This window comes from Kitasatospora sp. NPDC043949 (genome assembly GCF_056435365.1).
On the sequence record NZ_JBWKEQ010000031.1, the window covers coordinates 17,302 to 35,305 of the forward strand.

An 18,004-nucleotide genomic window follows, 5' to 3' on the forward strand; every position below is an offset into this window, starting at 1 on the left:
CCGACCGGCGCGCAGGACCTAGTACGCCGAGGCGGCGTTCTCGGCGAGGATCGCCCGCAGCCGGGTGGTGCGCGGCTGCGCCGGGCGCTCGGTGACGGCCTGGGCGAGCGCCGGGCCCGCCGCGTGCACCACGGACAGGTGCCGCTCGCCGCGGCCGAAGGCGGTGTAGACCCACTGCCGGGTGAGCGCCGGGCCGGCGTCCTCCGGGAGCACCACGACCGCGCCCGGCCAGCGGCGGCCGAGTGCCTGGTGGACGGTCAGCGCCCAGCCGTGCCGCAGCCGGCCCACCTGGGCGGGCGGGACGGTCCGGCGCGAGCCGTCCGCGTACGCCAGGTGCAGGCCGGTGGCGTCGCCGTCCAGCACCCGGGCCGGGCGGGTGACGCCGGGGGCCGGGGAGTCGACCACCCGGTCGCCCGGGTCGAAGCCGCCGAACCGGCCGGGCCCCGGGTTGAGCCGGGCCTTCGCGGCGGCGTTCAGCGCCCGGGTGCCCGCCGGGCCGCCGTGGCCGGGGGTGAGCAGCACCACCTGCTCGGCGGGGATGCCGAGGGCGCGGGGGATGGAGTCGGTGAGCAGCTGGAGGGCGCGGTGGACGGCTTCGCCGCCGTCCTTCGCGGTCAGGATGACCACCTCCTTGTCCGGCGCCTCGACGGGCTGGAGCTCGCCGATGCCGACGCCGGAAACCAGCTCGCCGATCGGGCCGAAGTCCGGGGTGCGGGAGGCGACCGCCGGGCAGACCTTGGCGGCCAGCAGGTCGGCGAAGAACCGGCCGGGGCCGGCCGACCAGAGCTGGCCGGGGTCGCCGCTGAGCACCAGCCGGGTGCCGTCGGCGAGCGACTCCAGGACGGTGGCGGCCAGTTCGACGTCCAGCAGCGGGGCGTCGAGGACGACCAGGACGTCCAGGGCGAGCGTGCCGTCGGAGGCGCGGCCCGGCCCGGCGGCGCCGGAGAGCAGGTCGGCGAGGGTGATCACGGCGGCCGGGGTGTCGGTGAGCGCGGCGAAGGACTCCCGGCCCTGGTCGGTCCAGGTGGCGGCCCAGGCCCGCAGCCCGAGGCCGCCGGCAGCGGCCAGCAGCGCGGCGGGTTCGGCGCGGGCGGCCTCGCCGCCGGTGTGCAGCACCAGGGCGCTGTCGGCGACGGCCTGGATCAGGGCGGTCGCGGAGGAGGACAGCGCGGCCTCGCCGGCAGCCGCCCACGCCGTCGGGCCGGGCGCGGCGGGGGCCTGCGGAGCGTCCTCCGCCGTGGCCTCCGCGGGGGCCACGCCCGAGTCGGAGCCGGAGGTCGGCTCGGAGCCCGCCTCGGAGTCGGAGGCCGGCGAGGAGTCGGCCGCGGACTCGGCGTCCTCCGTCGTCCCGGCGTCCTCCGCCGTGTCCTCCTCCGGATCCTCCTCGCCCGGCTCCGGGTCCTCGCCCGGCACGAAGGTCGACATCAGCCGGACCAGCCCGTCCGCGAGGCTCTCCTCGGCCAGCGCGAGCCGCTCCAGGGCGAGCAGCGTCCGGGTCGGCGGCTCCTCGTCCTCGTCGCCGCCCGCCGCGTGCGCCTCGGGACCGGTCAGCTCCTCCTGGAACGGCATCGCGCGCCCGTCCAGGACGGCGGCCTGGATCGCCGCGGCCGAGTCCGGCAGCCCGTGGCGGTCGAGCCCGGCCGCGATCTCGGCGACCTCGACGGCGGAGTGGCCGCGCAGCGCCGCCTGCTCCAGCAGCCACGGCACCAGCGCCTGGGCGCGGCGCGGGTCGCCGGGGCCGGCGGCGGGGCCGAGCAGGCCGCGGGCGAAGCCGTCCGCGTGCTCGGGGCGGACGCCGGGCAGGGACAGCACGGCCCACGGGTCGGAGCGCAGCTGTTCGGCGGCGCCGTCGCCGAACTCGGCCACCGCGGCGGCCGCGAGATCGGCCGGGGCGCCCCCGGCGGTCAGCACCTCGGCGGTGTCCTTGAGGGCCTGCGCGCGCTGCTGGTCGGGCTGCGCGGAGGCCGGGGCCGGGGCTGGGGCCTTGGCGTCCTTAACGTCCTTGGCGTCCTCGGGAGCCGTAGGCCGGCCCTCGCCCTCCGGCGGTGCGGCCTGCGGGCCGACACTGCGGATCCGCTGCGCCAGCTCGGCGATCGCCGCCGCCTTCTCCGCCGGGCTCGCCGTCTCCGCGGGGCTCGCCGTCTCGGCCGGGCCGACCGACTCCGTCGGGCTCACCGAGACTGCCGAGGTCTCCTCCGGAGCGCCGTTCTCCGTGTCACTCATCGTCCGCTCCAAGGGTCACTCCACTGCGTGTTCAGCTGAACGAGGGGGGCTACAGCTCGCTCCACCCCTGGTCCGGGTAGCGGTGCACCGGCGACGAGATGTCGTCCAGCGCACCACGGATCTCACCCGGAAGCGTAAGCGCCTCCACCGACAGCGCCGCCTGCAGCTGTGCCACCGTACGGGCCCCGACCAGCGCGCTCGCCACTCCGGGCCGGTCCCGGACCCAGGCGAGGGCGACCGCGAGCGGGCTGCTGGCGAGGCCGTCGGCGGCCGTGGCGACGGCGTCGACGATCCGCCGCGAGCGCTCCCCGAGGTACGGCTGGACGAACCCGGACAGGTACGGCGAGGCGCCGCGCGAGTCCTGCGGGACGCCGTGCCGGTACTTGCCGGTGAGCACCCCGCGCCCGAGCGGCGAGGAGGCGAGCAGCCCGACTCCGGCGTCCGCCGCGGCGGGCAGCGCCTCGCGCTCGATGCCGCGCTGGAGCAGTGAGTACTCCAGCTGGGCCCCGGCCAGCGGCGTGCGCCCGTGGTGGGCGCGCTGCCAGGTGGCGGCCTTGGCGAGCTGCCAGCCGCTGAAGTCGCAGACCCCGACGTACCGGGCGCGCCCGGAGGAGACGGCGATGTCGAGGGCGCTGAGCGTCTCCTCGACGGGCGTCATGGGGTCGAAGGAGTGCACCTGCCACAGGTCGACGTAGTCGGTGCCGAGCCGGCGCAGCGAGGCGTCGAGGGCGGCGAGGAGGTGGCCGCGGGAGCCGTCGAAGCGGCGGGCGGACTCCGGCACGCTGCCGGCCTTGGTGGCGATGACGAGTTCGGAGCGGGGGATGAGGCTGTCGGTGAGCCGGGAGATCAGGTACTCGGCGCCGCCGTCGGCGTACACGTCGGCGGTGTCGAGCAGGGTCCCGCCGGCGTCGACGAACTCCTTGAGCTGCTCGGCGGCCTCGTGTTCGTCGGTGTCGCGGCCCCAGGTCATGGTGCCGAGGCCGAGCCGGGAGACCTGGAGACCGGTACGGCCGAGGTGACGCTTTTCCATCGGACGGGCCCTCCACTGGCCGGTGGCACCGGGCGCCCCGGTAGCCCTGAGAACGCGCAGGTGGGGAGAGCGCTCCCCACGTCGGCTGAGCGTAGCGGCCGGTGTCCGGGCAGGGGTGGCGACCCGCAGAACGATCACCGGGCCCGGGCGGCGGCGGGTGTGACCCAGACCACCACTACCGGTCAGTAGCATGACCGGTGAGTGCGCGGCTACCCTCGCCACCAACCCTCACCGACTGGAAGGTTCGGCACATGCGACTCGGAATCAACCTCGGCTACTGGGGTCTCGGCATGGACGCCGACAACATCGCCGTGGCCCAGGAGGCGGACCGGCTCGGCTACTCGGTGTGCTGGGCGGCCGAGGCGTACGGCTCGGACGCCGCGACGGTGCTGAGCTTCGTCGCCGCGAAGACCGAGCGGATCGACGTCGGTTCGGCCATCTTCCAGATCCCCGCCCGGACCCCGGCGATGACCGCGATGACCGCGGCGACCCTGGACACGCTGTCCGGCGGCCGCTTCCGGCTCGGCCTCGGCGTCTCCGGCCCGCAGGTCTCCGAGGGCTGGTACGGGGTGAAGTTCGACAAGCCGCTCGCCCGCACCCGCGAGTACGTGGAGATCATCCGCAAGGCGATGTCCCGCGAGCGGCTGGTCCACGAGGGCGCGCACTGGACGCTGCCGCTGCCCGGCGGCCCCGGCAAGCCGATCAAGCTCACCGTGCACCCGGTGCGCGAGCACATCCCGCTGTACATCGCCGCGATCGGCCCGAAGAACCTGGAGCAGACCGGCGAGATCGCCGACGGCTGGCTCGGCATCTTCTTCTCGCCCGAGCACGCCGCGCTCTCCCTCGACCCGCTGAAGGCCGGCCGCGCCAAGGCGGGGCAGGGCCTGGACGGCTTCGACCTCTGCCCGACCGTCACCATCGCGGTCGGCGAGGACATCACGGCCGGCGTCGACTCCCAGCGCTCCTACGCCGCGCTGTACATCGGCGGCATGGGCAGCAAGGAGAAGAACTTCTACAACCAGCTCGCCCGGCGGATGGGCTACGAGCAGGCCGCCGACGAGATCCAGGAGAAGTACCTGGCCAAGGACTACGCGGGCGCCGCGGCCGCCGTCCCGCACGACCTGATCGACGCCACCTCGCTGATCGGCGACACCGCCCGGATCGCCGACCGGATGCAGGCCTACGCCGACGCGGGCGTCACCACGCTCACCCTGGCCCCGTCCGGCTTCACCCTGGACGAGCGGATCCAGGCGCTGCGCACCGGCGTCGAGGCCCTGGAGCGCGCCGGCCTGGCGTAGCGGTCCGGGGCCGTCGGGCGGCACTACAGCCAGTCGTGCCGCTTGAACACCCGGTGCAGCACTATGCAGACCGCCACCATCAGCGACAGCACCGCCGGGTACCCCCAGGGCTGGTGCAGTTCGGGCATGTCCTCGAAGTTCATCCCGTAGACGCCCGCGATCATCGTCGGCACGGCGGCCAGCGCCGCCCAGGCCGAGATCTTCCGCATGTCGTTGTTCTGCTGCACGCTGACCTGCGCCAGGTTGGCGTTGAGGATGTCGGACAGCAGCCGGTCCATGCCGTCGACCTGGTCGGTCACCCGGGCCAGGTGGTCGGCGACGTCCCGCAGGTAGGGCAGGGTCTCCGGGCGGATGTACGGTTCGCCGCCGCGGGCCAGGCGCAGCGTCGGTTCCAGCAGCGGGCCGGTGGCGCGGCGGACGGTCATCACCTGGCGCTTGTAGCCGTAGATCCGGCCGGCGGTGTCGCGGCCGACCCGGTTGGGGGCGAAGACGTCCGCCTCCAGTTCGTCCAGGTCGGTCTGGAGCCCGGTGGCTACCTCCATGTAGCCGTCGACGATGGTGTCGCACACCGAGTGCAGCACCGAGCTGGGCCCGTAGCGCAGCAGTTCGGGCTGCTTCTCCAGCCGGGCCCGCAGGCCGGAGAGCGGGGCGTCGGCGCCGTGCCGGACGGTCATCACGAAGTCCGCGCCGAGGAAGACCATCACCTCGCCGATGGTCACCGCGTGGGCACCGGGGTGGTAGCCGAGCGTCTTGAGGGCGACGAACAGGGAGCCCTGGTACGGCTCGATCTTGGGGCGCTGGTGGGCGCTGACGGCGTCCTCGACGGCCAGCGGGTGCAGGGCGAACTCCCTTCCGACGTGGTTGAGTTCCTCGGCGGTGGGCTCGAACAGGCCTATCCAGACGAAGCCGCCGGGCCCGGCGGCGCGGGCGGCGGCGAGCGCGCCGGCGAGGTCGTCGGGGGCCTCGATCCGGTGGCCGTCGTGGTAGCTGGCGCAGTGGACGATCATCGGGCCATTGTGGCCCGGCGAGGGGTGCCCGGGGCGGAGCCGGGCCAGGACGGCCTCGCGGGCCGGTGCCGGCGGCGGCCCAGGAGGACCCGTACCCTGCCCCCGCGTTGCGCGCCCGCACCCCGCGCCGGCACCCGACGGCCGCACCTCGCACCGACACTCCACGCCCGCGCCCGGAGGCCGTAGGCTGAGCCCCATGCCCACCCTGCTGCTCGTCCGCCACGGCCGCTCGACCGCGAACACCGCCGGAATCCTGGCCGGTTGGACGCCCGGCGTGGACCTCGACGACACCGGGCGCGCGCAGGCCGCCGTGCTGGCCGGCCGGCTCGCGGGGATCCCGCTGGTGCAGGCCGTCAGCAGCCCGCTGGAGCGCTGTCGGCAGACCCTGGAGCCGTTGCTGGCGGCCCGGCCCGAGCTGGGCCCGCCCGCCGAGGACGAGCGGCTGGGCGAGTGCCACTACGGCGAGTGGACCGGTCGGCCGCTGGCCGAGCTGGCCAAGGAGCCGCTCTGGCGCACCGTGCAGGACCACGCGGCTGCCGCGGCCTTCCCCGGCGGGGAGTCGTTGCGCGAGCTGAGCCACCGGACGGTCGGTGCGGTCCGGGAGTGGAACGAGAAGGTCGCCGCCGAGCACGGCGCGGACGCGGTCTGGCTCGCCTGCTCGCACGGGGACGTGATCAAGGCGGTGGTGGCCGACGCCCTCGGCCTGCACCTGGACCACTTCCAGCGGATCAGCGTCGAGCCCTGCTCGGTCACCGCGATCCGCTACACCCCGCAGCGGCCCTTCGTCCTGAGGATGGGCGACACCGGCGACCTCGGCTCGCTCGCGCCCAGGCCCGGCGCGGCCCCGGCCGCCCCGGCGGGCGACGCGGTGGTCGGCGGCACCACCTGAGACGGTCGCCCCGCCTGACCCGCCTGACCCGCCTGACCCGCCTGGTACGACCCTGGTCCGACCGGCGCCATCCGACCTGACCGGAGCCGCCCGGCCCGGAGCCGCATCACGTGGGCGGGAGCGCCGCCGCACGCCGCTCCGCAGCGGCCGGCGGCACCACCTGAGCTGGCCGGTGCCACTGCGGCTCGGCTCCCCTGCGGGGGCCCGGAGGTCGTAGGGTGACTAACGAGCCCCGCCGCGTGGCGAGCCCGCGCCCGGGCCGCCGTACGGCAGCCCGAGCCATGACGTCCGAACGATCCCTGTGATCCCCACGACCGACACGATCCGGAGCGAGAGCGTGCCCCGTCAGGTCTTCTTCTACGACCAGCCCGAACGGTTCGTGGCCGGCACCGTCGGCCAGCCCGGCGCCCGGGCGTTCTACCTGCAAGCCAGCGCCCGGGGCCGGATCACCAGCGTCCTGCTGGAGAAGACCCAGGTGGCGGCGCTCGCCGAGCGGATCGACGAGGTCCTGGACGAGGCGCTGCGGCGCAGCGGCGGCGACGTCTCCATCCCGGCCGCCGCCCCGCAGGACCTGCTCGACACCGCACCGCTGGACCTGCCGCTGGAGCAGGAGTTCCGGGTCGGCACCATGGCCCTGGCCTGGGACAGCGTGGACGGCTGCCTGGTGGTCGAGGCGCAGGCGCTGATCGAGGTGGAGGAGGACGAGGACGAGGACAGCGCCGCGGCGGTCTTCGAGGACGACGACAACGGTCCGGACATGCTGCGGGTGCGGCTGTCCGGCGCGATGGCCCGGGTGTTCGCCAAGCGGGCGCTGGACCTGGTCTCGGCCGGCCGCAAGCCCTGCCCGTTCTGCAACCTGCCGCTCGACCCGGAGGGCCACCTGTGCCCGCGCGCGAACGGCTACCGGCGCTGAACACCGAGACCCCGCCCCAGGCGGATCCGGCGGCCGCCGCCGCCCTCGCCGCCGACGTGCCCACCGCGCTGGAGCTGCTGCGCGAGGGCGAGTTGACGGTGCACGGGCGCCTCACCGAGGCGTCCAACGCCGCGCTGTACTGCACCGCCACACACGGTTCGCTGAGCGCGCAGGCCGTCTACAAGCCGGTCGCCGGGGAGCGCCCGCTGTGGGACTTCCCGGACGGCACGCTGGCCGGCCGCGAGGTCGCCGCGTACGAGGTGTCGGCCGCGACCGGCTGGGCGCTGGTGCCGCCGACCGTGCTGCGCGACGGGCCGCACGGGCCCGGGATGGTGCAGCTGTGGGTCGAGCCGGATCCGCAGGCCGAGCCGCTGCTGGCCCTCCAGGACCCGCGCGGCCCGGAGCACGGCTGGCTGCCGATCGTGCGGGCCGAGGTCGGCGGGGGACGCACCGCGCTGCTGGTGCACCACGACGACCAGCGGCTGCGCCGGCTCGCCGTGCTGGACGCGGTGCTCAACAACGCCGACCGCAAGGGCGGCCACCTGATCCCGGCCGCCGACGGCCGGGTCTACGGCATCGACCACGGCGTCACCTTCAACACCGAGGGCAAGCTGCGCACCCTGCTCTGGGGCTGGGCCGGCGAGCCGCTGCCCGCCGAGGCGCTGGAGGTGCTGACCCGGCTCGCCGAGCGCCTGGACGGCGAGCTGGCCGCGCGCCTCGCCCCGCACCTGACCGCCGCCGAACTGGAGGCGACCCGCGCCCGGGTGGCCGGGCTGCGCCGCACCGGCCGGCACCCGCTGCCCTCCGAGGACTGGCCCCCGATCCCCTGGCCGCCGGTCTAGGGCCTGCGGACCGGTTCGGGCCGGCTGATGGTCTGGACCTGTCCGCGAACCGGCAGCACACTGCTCCGATGGACGCGTTACGGACCACCCCCACCCCCCGTACCACGCCGGACCTGCCGCTGCACCGGCTACAGGTCCCGCTGCCGCACCTGCTCCCGTTCGCCATCGGGAGCTTCGACACGATCGGCCCGCTGTCCCGGGCGGGCTTCCCGCACCGGCACTCGTTCTACGAGATCGTCCACGTCACCGGCGGCCGCGGCGCCCACGTCCTGGACCTGGTCCACCGGCCGCTGGCGCCACCGCAGTTGTGCGTGATCACGCCCGGCCAGGTGCACTACTGGTCGGACGCGGACGAACTCACCGGCCAGGTCGTCCTGTTCAACGAGGACTTCCTGCTCCGGAACCCGCAGGACCTCGCCGCGCTGCGCACCCTGGCCACCCGCCCCGCGCTCGGGCTCGGCGAACAGGCCGGGCCGGTCGGCGCGTTGCTCGCCGACATGGAACACGAGTACCGCTCCAGGCAGCCCGGCTACCAGGGCGTGCTGCGGGCCAGTCTGCACATCCTGATCGTCCGGGCGCTGCGCGCCGGCCGGCCGGGGGAGCGGCCGTCGCCGCCCGGCCGGCCGACCGAACTGGCCTCCGCCTTCACCCGGTTGATCGCCGGCCCGGGCGGGGTGCGGCACTCGGTGGCGTCCAGTGCGCAGGAACTCGGCGTCTCGCCGGGCCACTTGCAGACCCTGGTCAAGCAGGCCACCGGCCGCACCCCGGGCGGGCTGATCCGGCGCCAGCAGACCCTGGAGGCCAAACGGCTACTGGCCTGCACGGATCTGACGATTCGTCAGGTCTCGAAGGAGGCGGGCTTCGCCGACCCGGCCTACTTCTGCCGTTTCTTCCGGCGGGAGACCGGGATGACGCCGGGGGAGTTCCGGGCCCGGGTCGACGGAAATCACCACGATCCCCGGATCGCGTCCATCGCGGCGGCCCCGGACTGCCCGTAACTTTGCTGGTGGCCACCGGTGGCCGGTCCGGCGCGCGCGGACGGGCGGCCGGTTCGGCCCTTGTCATGCCCCCACCATGGCAAGGGCCGCCCCCCACATCCACCCCACCCCCCACCCGAAGGAGAGGGCGCATGCCCACGCCCGACGGCATGATCAGCCGCAAGACCGTCCTGAAGGCCGCCGCCGCGCTCGGCGCCGCCCCGCTGCTGGTCGGCGGCGGCGTCGCGCTGGCCCGCGAGCAGGCCGGCACCGGTCGGCCCCCCGGCCTCACCCCCGAGTGCCACGACGGCGACGACCCCACCATCGAGCAGACCGAGGGCCCCTACTTCAAGCCCAACTCCCCACTGCGCAGCTCCATGGTCAACGACGGCCCCGGCACCCGGCTGACCGTCAGCGGCTACGTCTTCGGCCGCGCCTGCCGACCGATCTCCGGCGTCCTGCTGGACTTCTGGCAGGCCGACGACAACGGCGCCTACGACAACACCGGGTTCACCTTCCGCGGCCACCAGTTCACCGACGCGAACGGCGCCTTCAAGCTGGACACGATCGTCCCCGGCCTCTACCCGGGCCGCACCCGGCACCTCCACGTCAAGCTCCAGGCGCCCGGCCGCCCGGTGCTCACCACCCAGCTCTACTTCCCCGGCGAGCCGCGCAACAGCACGGACACCATCTACGACGCCCGGCTGCTGATGAACGTCCGCCAGAACGGCCCGGGCCGTGAGGGCAGCTACGACTTCGTCCTGGACGTGCCGCAGACCCCGGGCACGCCGAGCCCGACCCCCACCGCCACCCCGACCGGAACCCCGACCGGAACGCCCACCGGAACGCCCACCGGAACGCCCACGCCGCCGAGCGGCAGTTGGAAGCCCGGGGCCTCGTACAACGCGGGCGACCGCGTCACCTACTCCGGCGCCTCCTACCTCTGCCTCCAGGCGCACACCGCCATGGTGGGCTGGGAGCCGCCGAACGTGCCGGCCCTCTGGCAGCGGTCGTAGCGGCTCCGGCCGCGTCCCCCGGGGTGCCGGGCGCCCGGTCGGCGGCAGGGTCGACCGGGCGCTCAACCGTGTCCGAAAGCCTGCCCGAAGCCTGCCCGAAGCCTGCTCGAAGCCCGCCCAACGCCCGCCCAACGCCTGCCCGAAGCCCGCCCGACGCCCGCCCGAAGCCTGCCGCATGCCTGCCGGAAACAACGCCGGTCCCGTCAAGGTCCGTTCCTTATCAGTCGGGAAGCGGTCCGGCAATGACAGGAAGCGAATCCAGTCGATCTTGTGTACTGGTTAGGCTTTCAAATGTTCGCAAGGTTAAAGTCGGTTCCATGCATGCCTGGCCCGCCTCCGAGGTTCCCGCCCTGCCTGGTCAGGGGCTCCCCCTCCGTATCTTCGACACCGCAGCGGGCACGGTCCGTGAGGTCGTGCCGCAGGACGGCACCGCCCGGATCTACGTCTGCGGCATCACCCCCTACGACGCGACCCACATGGGCCACGCCGCCACCTACAACGCCTTCGACCTGGTGCAGCGCGTGTGGAAGGACGCCGGCCACGACGTCCTGTACGTCCAGAACGTCACCGACGTGGACGACCCGCTGCTGGCCCGGGCGGTCGAGACCGGTCAGGACTGGGTGGCCCTCGCCGAGCGCGAGACGGCCCTGTTCCGCGAGGACATGACCGCCCTGCGGCTGCTTCCGCCGGCCCACTACATCGGCGCCGTCGAGTCGATCCCGTGGATCGTCCCGCTGGTCCAGAAGCTGCTCGCCAGCGGCGCCGCCTACCAGGTGGACGGCGACATCTACTTCTCGGTCGACTCCGACCCCCGCTTCGGCCAGGTCTCCGGCCTCGACCGGGAGGCCATGCGCCCGGTCTTCGCCGAGCGCGGCGGAGACCCGGACCGCCCGGGCAAGCGCCACCCGCTGGACGCCCTGCTCTGGCTCGCCGCCCGCCCGGGCGAGCCCGCCTGGGAGACCGAACTCGGCCACGGCCGCCCCGGCTGGCACATCGAGTGCGTCGCCATCGCGCTGCAGTACCTCGGCATGTCCTTCGACATCCAGGGCGGCGGCAGCGACCTCTCCTTCCCGCACCACGAGATGGGCGCCTCGCACGCCCAGGTCGCCACCGGCGCCCACCCGTACGCCAAGGCGTACGTGCACGCCGGCATGGTCGGCCTGGACGGCCACAAGATGTCCAAGTCCCGCGGCAACCTGGTCTTCGTCTCGGCGCTGCGCCGCGAGGGCGTCGACCCGGCGGCGATCCGCCTGGCGCTGCTCTCGCACCACTACCGCGAGGACTGGGAGTGGACCAAGGCGACCCTGGACGAGGCCGTCGAGCGCCTCGCCCGCTGGCGGGCCGCGGTCTCCCGGCCGGACGGCCCGGCCGCCGAGCAGCTGCTCGACGAGGTCCGTACGGCGCTCGCGGACGACCTGGACGCGCCCGCCGCGCTGGCCGCCGTCGACCGCTGGGCCGAGCGGCAGGAGGCCGGGGGCGGCACCGACATGGGTGCGCCCGGCCTGGTCAGCCGCACCGTGGACGCCCTGCTCGGCGTCGCGCTGTAGGACCTGCCTCCTCTCAACACGCCGAAGGGGCGTCCGGACCACGCGTCCTGACGCCCCTTCGGCGTTGTCCGGGGCGGGCCCGGGGCGGCGGCTACTCCTCGTCGCCGTCCTGGCTCTCCCGGGCCGAGCCCGGGGACTCCGGCTCGGCCGGCCGCTCCGCCGTGGCGTGCCCGGCCACCGGCTTCTCGCCGGTCGGCCCGACGTTCTCCCGGCGGCGCAGGTAGCGCTCGAACTCGCGGGCGATCGCGTCGCCGGAGGCCTCCGGCAGCTCCGCGGTGTCCTGCGCCTCCTCCAACTGCTGGACGTACTCGGCCACCTCGCTGTCCTCGGCGGCCAGCTGGTCCACGCCCAGCTGCCAGGCCCTGGCGTCCTCGCCGAGCTCGCCCGGCGGGATGCGCAGGTCCAGCAGGTCCTCCAGCTTGTTGACCAGGGCCAGCGTCGCCTTGGGGTTCGGCGGCTGCGCGACGTAGTGCGGCACGGCCGCCCAGAGTGTCACGGCCGGGACCCCGGCGTGCGTGCAGGCCTCCTGGAGCACCCCGACGATGCCGGTCGGGCCCTCGTAGCGGCTCTCCTCCAGGTCCAGCCGGCGGGCCAGCTCCGGGTCGGAGGTGACCCCGCTGACCGGCACCGGGCGGCTGTGCGGGGTGTCGCCGAGCAGCGCGCCCAGGATCACCACCAGCTCGATGCCGAGTTCGTGCGCGAAGCCGAGCAGCTCGTTGCAGAACGAGCGCCAGCGCATGCTCGGCTCGATGCCGCGCACCAGGACGACGTCCCGGGTGGTCGGCTCGGTCACCCGGATCACCGAGAGCCTGGTGGTCGGCCAGGTGATCCGGCGGATGCCGCCGTCCAGCCAGACCGTGGGCCGGTTGACCTGGAAGTCGTAGTAGTCCTCCGCGTCCAGGGCGGCGATCACCTTGCCGCCCCAGGTGTCGTCCAGATGTGCCAGGGCCGCGGAGGCGGCGTCGCCCGCGTCGTTCCAGCCCTCGAAAGCGCAGACCATCACCGGGTCGATCAACTCGGGAACATCTTCCAGCTCGATCACCCAGCGTCTCCCTCCGGTCGGCGGTCGAACCTGCGCCGCCTCGGCTGGCCTGCCGGGGCGCCGACGGGTCGGCTGCCGACTGTCGAACCTCTCGTCACCCATGGAACGCCTCGCCCCATGGTCCCTACCTGCCCAGCCTACGGGCTTTGATGCGCACCGCGGCCGGGCACCGGGACAGTCTGGGGGAGCGTGCCGCCCCGATCCAGCGGATATCCGGACGGTCCGGGCTGACGGGTCGTCAGCTCCTCCGGGGCGGGCGCGGACGGTGTCCGAGCGGCGACGCGGCGCGACGACGCACCCTTCCCGCACGCGCCGTTCCCGCACGCACTCTTTGCCGCGCGCGCCGTTCCCGCACGCGCCGCCGGAACCCCTCAGGCGTCCACCCACCCGCGCCGGTACGCCGCCCAGTGCTCCGGGGTGGCGGCGAAGTCCACGTAGAGCGCGACGCCGAAGTTCCGTCGCCCCGGGTCCTGGCGGCCCAGGCCCAGCCGGACGCCCCGGACGGCGGCCGGCACGGTCTCGGCGTCACCCCGATGGCCGTGCCGGTCGTCCCAGAAGAACGGCAGGCCGATCAGCAGGTCCACCCCGGCCGGGGTGGCCTCCAGCGCCAGTTCGGTCTGCAGGGCGACGTAGCCGCCGAACAGCGGCTCGGTCGGCATGCTGGTGTCGTACGCCATCACGGCGACCTGGTCGACCCGGCGGGCGGTCTCGGTGAAGTACGCCTGGTCCCACCACTTGCCGTGGTCGGTGAGCAGGATCCCGGCGGTGTGCAGGCCGGGCACCGGGTCGAGCTGCGGGGCCGCCACCGAGAGCGCGGCGCCGTGCTCGGCCGTGACCGGGCGGACCTGGTCGAGCAGGGCCAGCCAGCCGGCGCTGCCGGGCCGGATCGGTTCCATGTCGAAGTGCACGCCGTCGAAGCCGAGGTCCAGGACCTGCCGGGCGGAGGCGGTGACCCGGTCCCGGGTGGGGGCGTCCTCCAGGTCCAGGGCGTCCTTCTCCGGCTTGACCTCGTCGCCCAGCCAGCTCTGCACCCGGACGTCCGGCAGCGCCCGGTGCACCGCGTCGGTGAACCAGCGGGCCCGGGGGTGGACGGCGGGCGGCAGCGAGCCGTCGTGTTCCAGCGGGCCGGTGTGCACGTACAGGTCGCGGACGCCGGTGCCGGCCAGCTGCCGCACCAGCGCGGCGACGTCGGCCTCGCCCTTGCGGCCGTCCACCCAGGCGTGGCCGAGCCAGAGCGCGTCCCGGCCGCGGGTGCGGGCCTCGGCGGACGGGTCGCCGGTGTAGTGCAAGCGGATCGCGACGAAGGCCGAGCCGAGCGCGGCCGTCGGCACGGCCGCCGCGAGGCCCAGTGCCAGCAGCGCCCGGCGCCACCGGGACCAGCTCTGCCAGCGCTTGCGCAACGCCCGGAACGGGGCCGCCAGGGCCCCCGTGACGCGTCGCGCGACGGTCGGGAATCGGCCCACGCGGTTGCTCCCCCCTTGCGGTCGAACGCTCAGGATACGGAATGCGACCGCAGGCCGGGGCGCGGGCCGGATACCCTGGCCACGTGCGGGCCCGAGTAAGCGGGCCCGCAAAGCCGACAGCCGTCGCACCAGGGAGAAGCCCCATGGCCACTGCAGCCAATCCGTCCATCACTCAGCAGAGCCGCGCGAACGCGCTGCGTGAAGCGCTCGCCACCCGGGTGGTGGTCGCCGACGGTGCAATGGGCACCATGCTCCAGGCACAGGATCCGACGCTGGAGGACTTCCAGAACCTGGAGGGCTGCAACGAGGTCCTCAACGCCACCCGGCCCGACATCGTGCGCTCCGTCCACGAGGCCTACTTCGGGGTCGGCGTGGACTGCGTCGAGACCAACACCTTCGGCGCCAACTTCTCCGCACTCGGCGAGTACGAGATCGCGGATCGCATCTTCGAGCTGTCCGAGTCGGGCGCCCGGATCGCCCGCGAGGTGGCCGACGCCCACGCCGCCGACGGCCGCACCCGCTGGGTGCTCGGCTCGATCGGCCCCGGCACCAAGCTGCCCACCCTCGGCCACGCGCCGTACGAGACGCTGCGCGACGGCTTCCAGCAGAACGCGGCCGGCCTGATCGCCGGCGGCGCCGACGCGCTGCTGGTCGAGACCAGCCAGGACCTGCTGCAGACCAAGGCCGCCATCCTGGGCTGCAAGCGCGCCCTCGCCGAGGCCGGGCTGGACCTGCCGGTGCTGGTGCAGGTGACCGTGGAGACCACCGGCACCATGCTGCTCGGCTCCGAGATCGGCGCCGCGCTGACGGCCCTGGAGCCGCTCGGCGTCGACTACATCGGCCTCAACTGCGCCACCGGCCCGGCCGAGATGAGCGAGCACCTGCGCTACCTGGCCAAGAACGCGCGGATCGGCCTGTCCTGCATGCCGAACGCGGGCCTGCCGGTGCTCGGCAAGGACGGCGCCCACTACCCGCTCTCCCCGTCCGAACTGGCCGACGCGCACGACGTGTTCACCCGCGAGTACGGCCTCTCGCTGGTCGGCGGCTGCTGCGGCACCACGCCCGAGCACCTGCGCCAGGTGGTCGAGCGGGTGCAGGGCCGGCCGGTCACCCCGCGCACCCCGCAGCCGGAGTCCTCGGCGTCCTCGCTGTACCAGGCGGTGCCGTTCCGCCAGGACACCTCGTACCTGGCGATCGGCGAGCGCACCAACGCCAACGGTTCGAAGAAGTTCCGCGAGGCGATGCTGGCCGGCGACTGGCAGGCCTGCGTGGAGATCGCCCGCGAGCAGATCCGGGACGGCTCCCACCTGCTGGACCTGTGCGTGGACTACGTCGGCCGCGACGGCGTCGCCGACATGAAGGAGATCGCCGGCCGGCTGGCCACCGCCTCCACCCTGCCGATCGTGCTGGACTCCACCGAGCCGCAGGTGCTGCGGGCCGGCCTGGAGGCGCTCGGCGGCCGTGCGGTGCTCAACTCGGTCAACTATGAGGACGGCAACGCCCCGGATTCGCGCTTCGGCCGGATCGCCTCGCTGGCCCGCGAGCACGGCGCCGGCCTGATCGCGCTGACCATCGACGAGGAGGGCCAGGCCCGCACCGCCGGCAAGAAGGTCGAGATCGCCGAGCGGCTGATCGCCGAGCTGACCGCCGACTACGGCGTCGACGAGGGCTCGATCCTGGTGGACTGCCTCACCTTCACCCTGGCCACCGGCCAGGAGGAGTCCCGCCGGGACGGCATCGAGACCATCGAGGCGATCCGCGAGCTCAAGCGCCGCCACCCGGCCGTGCAGACCACGCTGGGCCTGTCCAACATCTCCTTCGGCCTCAACCCGGCCGCCCGGGTGGTGCTGAACTCGGTCTTCCTGCACGAGTGCGTGGAGGCCGGCCTGGACTCGGCGATCGTGCACGCCTCCAAGATCCTGCCGATCTCCCGGATCCCCGAGGACCAGCGCGAGGCCGCCCTCGACCTGGTCTACGACCGCCGCCGGGACGGCTACGACCCGCTCCAGCACCTGCTGGAGCTGTTCGACGGCGTCTCCTCGGCCTCGGTCAAGGCGTCCAAGGCGGAGGAGCTGGCCGCGCTGCCGCTGGACGAGCGCCTGCAGCGCCGGATCATCGACGGCGAGCGCAACGGCCTGGAGGCCGACCTGGACGAGGCGCTGGCCGGGCGGCCCGCGCTGGAGATCATCAACGACACCCTGCTGGCCGGCATGAAGGTGGTCGGCGAGCTGTTCGGCTCCGGCCAGATGCAGCTGCCCTTCGTGCTCCAGTCCGCCGAGGTGATGAAGACCGCGGTGGCCCACCTGGAGCCGTACATGGAGAAGTCCGACAGCGAGGGCAAGGGCACCATCGTGCTGGCCACCGTCAAGGGCGACGTCCACGACATCGGCAAGAACCTGGTGGACATCATCCTGTCCAACAACGGCTACAACGTGGTCAACCTGGGCATCAAGCAGCCGGTCTCGGCGATCCTGGACGCCGCGCAGGAGCACAAGGCGGACGTGATCGGGATGTCCGGCCTGCTGGTGAAGTCCACCGTGATCATGAAGGAGAACCTGGAGGAGCTCAACCAGCGCAAGCTGGCCGCGAGTTACCCGGTGATCCTGGGCGGCGCCGCGCTCACCCGGGCCTACGTCGAGCAGGACCTGCACGAGATCTACGAGGGCGAGGTCCGCTACGCCCGGGACGCCTTCGAGGGCCTGCGGCTGATGGACGCGCTGATCGCGGTCAAGCGCGGCGTGCCCGGCGCGAGCCTGCCGGAGCTCAAGCAGCGCCGGCACGCCCGGGTCGAGGTGGTGGAGGAGCCGGAGGTCAACCTCGGCCAGATCCGCTCGGACGTCACCGTCGACAACACCGTGCCGACCCCGCCGTTCTGGGGCGACCGGATCGTCAAGGGCATCCCGTTCGCCGACTACGCCTCCTGGCTGGACGAGGACGCGCTGTTCAAGGGCCAGTGGGGCCTGAAGGCGGCCCGCAGCGGCGAGGGGCCCTCGTACGAGGAGCTGGTGGAGACCGAGGGCCGGCCGCGGCTGCGGATGTGGCTGGACCGGCTGCAGACCGAGGGCTGGCTGGAGGCGGCCGTGGTCTACGGCTACTACCCGGCCAACTCCAAGGGCGACGACCTGATCGTCTTCCACGAGGACGGCACCGAGCGGACCCGCTTCACCTTCCCCCGCCAGCGGCGCGGGCGCCGGCTCTGCCTGGCCGACTTCTTCCGCCCGGAGGAGTCCGGCGTGCGGGACGTGATCGGCCTCCAGGTGGTCACCATGGGCAACCGGATCTCGGAGGCGGCGAACGAGCTGTTCGCCGACAACTCCTACCGCGACTACCTGGAGCTGCACGGCCTGTCGGTGCAACTGGCCGAGGCGCTGGCCGAGTTCTGGCACGCCCGGGTCCGCTACGAGCTGGGCTTCTCCGGCGAGGACCCGCAGGACGTCAAGGACATGTTCGCGCTCAAGTACCGGGGCGCCCGCTTCTCGCTCGGCTACGGGGCCTGCCCGGAGCTGGAGGACCGCGCCAAGATCGCCGAGCTGCTGAAGCCCGAGCGGATCGGCGTGGTGCTCTCCGAGGAGTTCCAGCTACACCCGGAGCAGTCCACCGACGCGATCGTCATCCACCACCCGGAGGCGAAGTACTTCAACGCCCGGTAACCCCGGCGCCTCGTTCCGTTCGCTCTTTTCGGGCGAACCGGGCGTATCCTGGATGATCCTGAACGGGCCGGTCCGCTCACCAGCGGGCCGGCCCGCGCCATCCCCGG

13 protein-coding genes are annotated in these 18,004 nt (G+C 73.9%); 8 read left to right on the forward strand and 5 right to left on the reverse strand.

The window, feature by feature from the left end; translation table 11 throughout:
- Window positions 1-18: 18 nt before the first annotated feature.
- Together AC07AL_RS24150 and AC07AL_RS24155 are read right to left on the reverse strand one after the other, a co-directional pair.
- Entirely contained in the window at window positions 19-2,223 is a 2,205-nt protein-coding gene (locus AC07AL_RS24150; RefSeq protein WP_478318136.1) for a helix-hairpin-helix domain-containing protein, read from the reverse strand.
- Window positions 2,224-2,272: 49 nt separating this feature from the next.
- A complete protein-coding gene (locus AC07AL_RS24155) occupies window positions 2,273-3,253 on the reverse strand; it encodes an aldo/keto reductase (RefSeq protein WP_350878016.1) in 981 nt (326 codons plus the stop codon).
- A 251-nt stretch (window positions 3,254-3,504) separates the two neighbouring features.
- On the opposite strand from AC07AL_RS24155, the gene AC07AL_RS24160 reads away from it, so the two are divergent.
- Window positions 3,505-4,551: an LLM class F420-dependent oxidoreductase gene (locus AC07AL_RS24160; protein ID WP_363583931.1), complete on the forward strand. Its 1,047-nt coding sequence runs from the start codon at window positions 3,505-3,507 to the stop codon at window positions 4,549-4,551.
- 23 nt (window positions 4,552-4,574) lie between these two features.
- Here the strand turns inward: AC07AL_RS24160 and AC07AL_RS24165 are convergent, their stop codons facing one another.
- Window positions 4,575-5,558, reverse strand: a complete 984-nt coding sequence (locus AC07AL_RS24165) for a magnesium and cobalt transport protein CorA (protein ID WP_363583930.1) — start codon at window positions 5,556-5,558, stop codon at window positions 4,575-4,577.
- 196 nt (window positions 5,559-5,754) lie between these two features.
- Here AC07AL_RS24165 and AC07AL_RS24170 point away from each other — a divergent pair, with 196 nt between their 5' ends.
- The 6 genes from AC07AL_RS24170 to mshC all read left to right on the forward strand — a co-directional run bounded on the left by AC07AL_RS24170 (window position 5,755) and on the right by mshC (window position 11,742).
- Window positions 5,755-6,447, forward strand: coding sequence for a histidine phosphatase family protein (locus AC07AL_RS24170; RefSeq protein ID WP_478318138.1), 693 nt, complete (start codon window positions 5,755-5,757; stop codon window positions 6,445-6,447).
- Window positions 6,448-6,784: 337 nt separating this feature from the next.
- A complete protein-coding gene (locus AC07AL_RS24175) occupies window positions 6,785-7,360 on the forward strand; it encodes a DUF3090 domain-containing protein (protein WP_350878006.1) in 576 nt (191 codons plus the stop codon).
- Window positions 7,361-7,416: 56 nt separating this feature from the next.
- Window positions 7,417-8,202, forward strand: coding sequence for an SCO1664 family protein (locus AC07AL_RS24180; protein ID WP_363583970.1), 786 nt, complete (start codon window positions 7,417-7,419; stop codon window positions 8,200-8,202).
- 68 nt (window positions 8,203-8,270) lie between these two features.
- Window positions 8,271-9,200 (forward strand): AraC family transcriptional regulator, encoded by a 930-nt coding sequence (locus AC07AL_RS24185; protein WP_363618098.1) that lies wholly within the window; start codon window positions 8,271-8,273, stop codon window positions 9,198-9,200.
- A 65-nt stretch (window positions 9,201-9,265) separates the two neighbouring features.
- Window positions 9,266-10,195, forward strand: a complete 930-nt coding sequence (locus tag AC07AL_RS24190; RefSeq protein ID WP_478318140.1) for a dioxygenase family protein — start codon at window positions 9,266-9,268, stop codon at window positions 10,193-10,195.
- A 317-nt stretch (window positions 10,196-10,512) separates the two neighbouring features.
- The gene (gene mshC, locus AC07AL_RS24195) at window positions 10,513-11,742 is read left to right on the forward strand and encodes a cysteine--1-D-myo-inosityl 2-amino-2-deoxy-alpha-D-glucopyranoside ligase (protein WP_363618102.1); all 1,230 of its coding nucleotides are present in this window, start codon (window positions 10,513-10,515) and stop codon (window positions 11,740-11,742) included.
- Between the two features lie 91 nt (window positions 11,743-11,833).
- Here the strand turns inward: mshC and AC07AL_RS24200 are convergent, their stop codons facing one another.
- Window positions 11,834-12,784: a PAC2 family protein gene (locus AC07AL_RS24200; RefSeq protein ID WP_363583922.1), complete on the reverse strand. Its 951-nt coding sequence runs from the start codon at window positions 12,782-12,784 to the stop codon at window positions 11,834-11,836.
- Window positions 12,785-13,155: 371 nt separating this feature from the next.
- Entirely contained in the window at window positions 13,156-14,247 is a 1,092-nt protein-coding gene (locus AC07AL_RS24205) for a hypothetical protein (protein ID WP_478318143.1), read from the reverse strand.
- A 143-nt stretch (window positions 14,248-14,390) separates the two neighbouring features.
- Here AC07AL_RS24205 and metH point away from each other — a divergent pair, with 143 nt between their 5' ends.
- Entirely contained in the window at window positions 14,391-17,897 is a 3,507-nt protein-coding gene (gene metH, locus AC07AL_RS24210) for a methionine synthase (protein WP_363583918.1), read from the forward strand.
- The last annotated feature ends 107 nt before the right edge of the window (window positions 17,898-18,004 follow it).

Bases quoted from the DNA above. Each gene is read 5' to 3' on its own strand.
- AC07AL_RS24150 (WP_478318136.1), bottom strand. From the start codon at position 2,223: ATGAGTGACACGGAGAACGGCGCTCCGGAGGAGACCTCGGCAGTCTCG.
- AC07AL_RS24155 (WP_350878016.1), bottom strand. From the start codon at position 3,253: ATGGAAAAGCGTCACCTCGGCCGTACCGGTCTCCAGGTCTCCCGGCTC.
- AC07AL_RS24160 (WP_363583931.1), top strand. From the start codon at position 3,505: ATGCGACTCGGAATCAACCTCGGCTACTGGGGTCTCGGCATGGACGCC.
- AC07AL_RS24165 (WP_363583930.1), bottom strand. From the start codon at position 5,558: ATGATCGTCCACTGCGCCAGCTACCACGACGGCCACCGGATCGAGGCC.
- AC07AL_RS24170 (WP_478318138.1), top strand. From the start codon at position 5,755: ATGCCCACCCTGCTGCTCGTCCGCCACGGCCGCTCGACCGCGAACACC.
- AC07AL_RS24185 (WP_363618098.1), top strand. From the start codon at position 8,271: ATGGACGCGTTACGGACCACCCCCACCCCCCGTACCACGCCGGACCTG.
- AC07AL_RS24190 (WP_478318140.1), top strand. From the start codon at position 9,266: ATGCCCCCACCATGGCAAGGGCCGCCCCCCACATCCACCCCACCCCCC.
- mshC (WP_363618102.1), top strand. From the start codon at position 10,513: ATGCATGCCTGGCCCGCCTCCGAGGTTCCCGCCCTGCCTGGTCAGGGG.
- metH (WP_363583918.1), top strand. From the start codon at position 14,391: ATGGCCACTGCAGCCAATCCGTCCATCACTCAGCAGAGCCGCGCGAAC.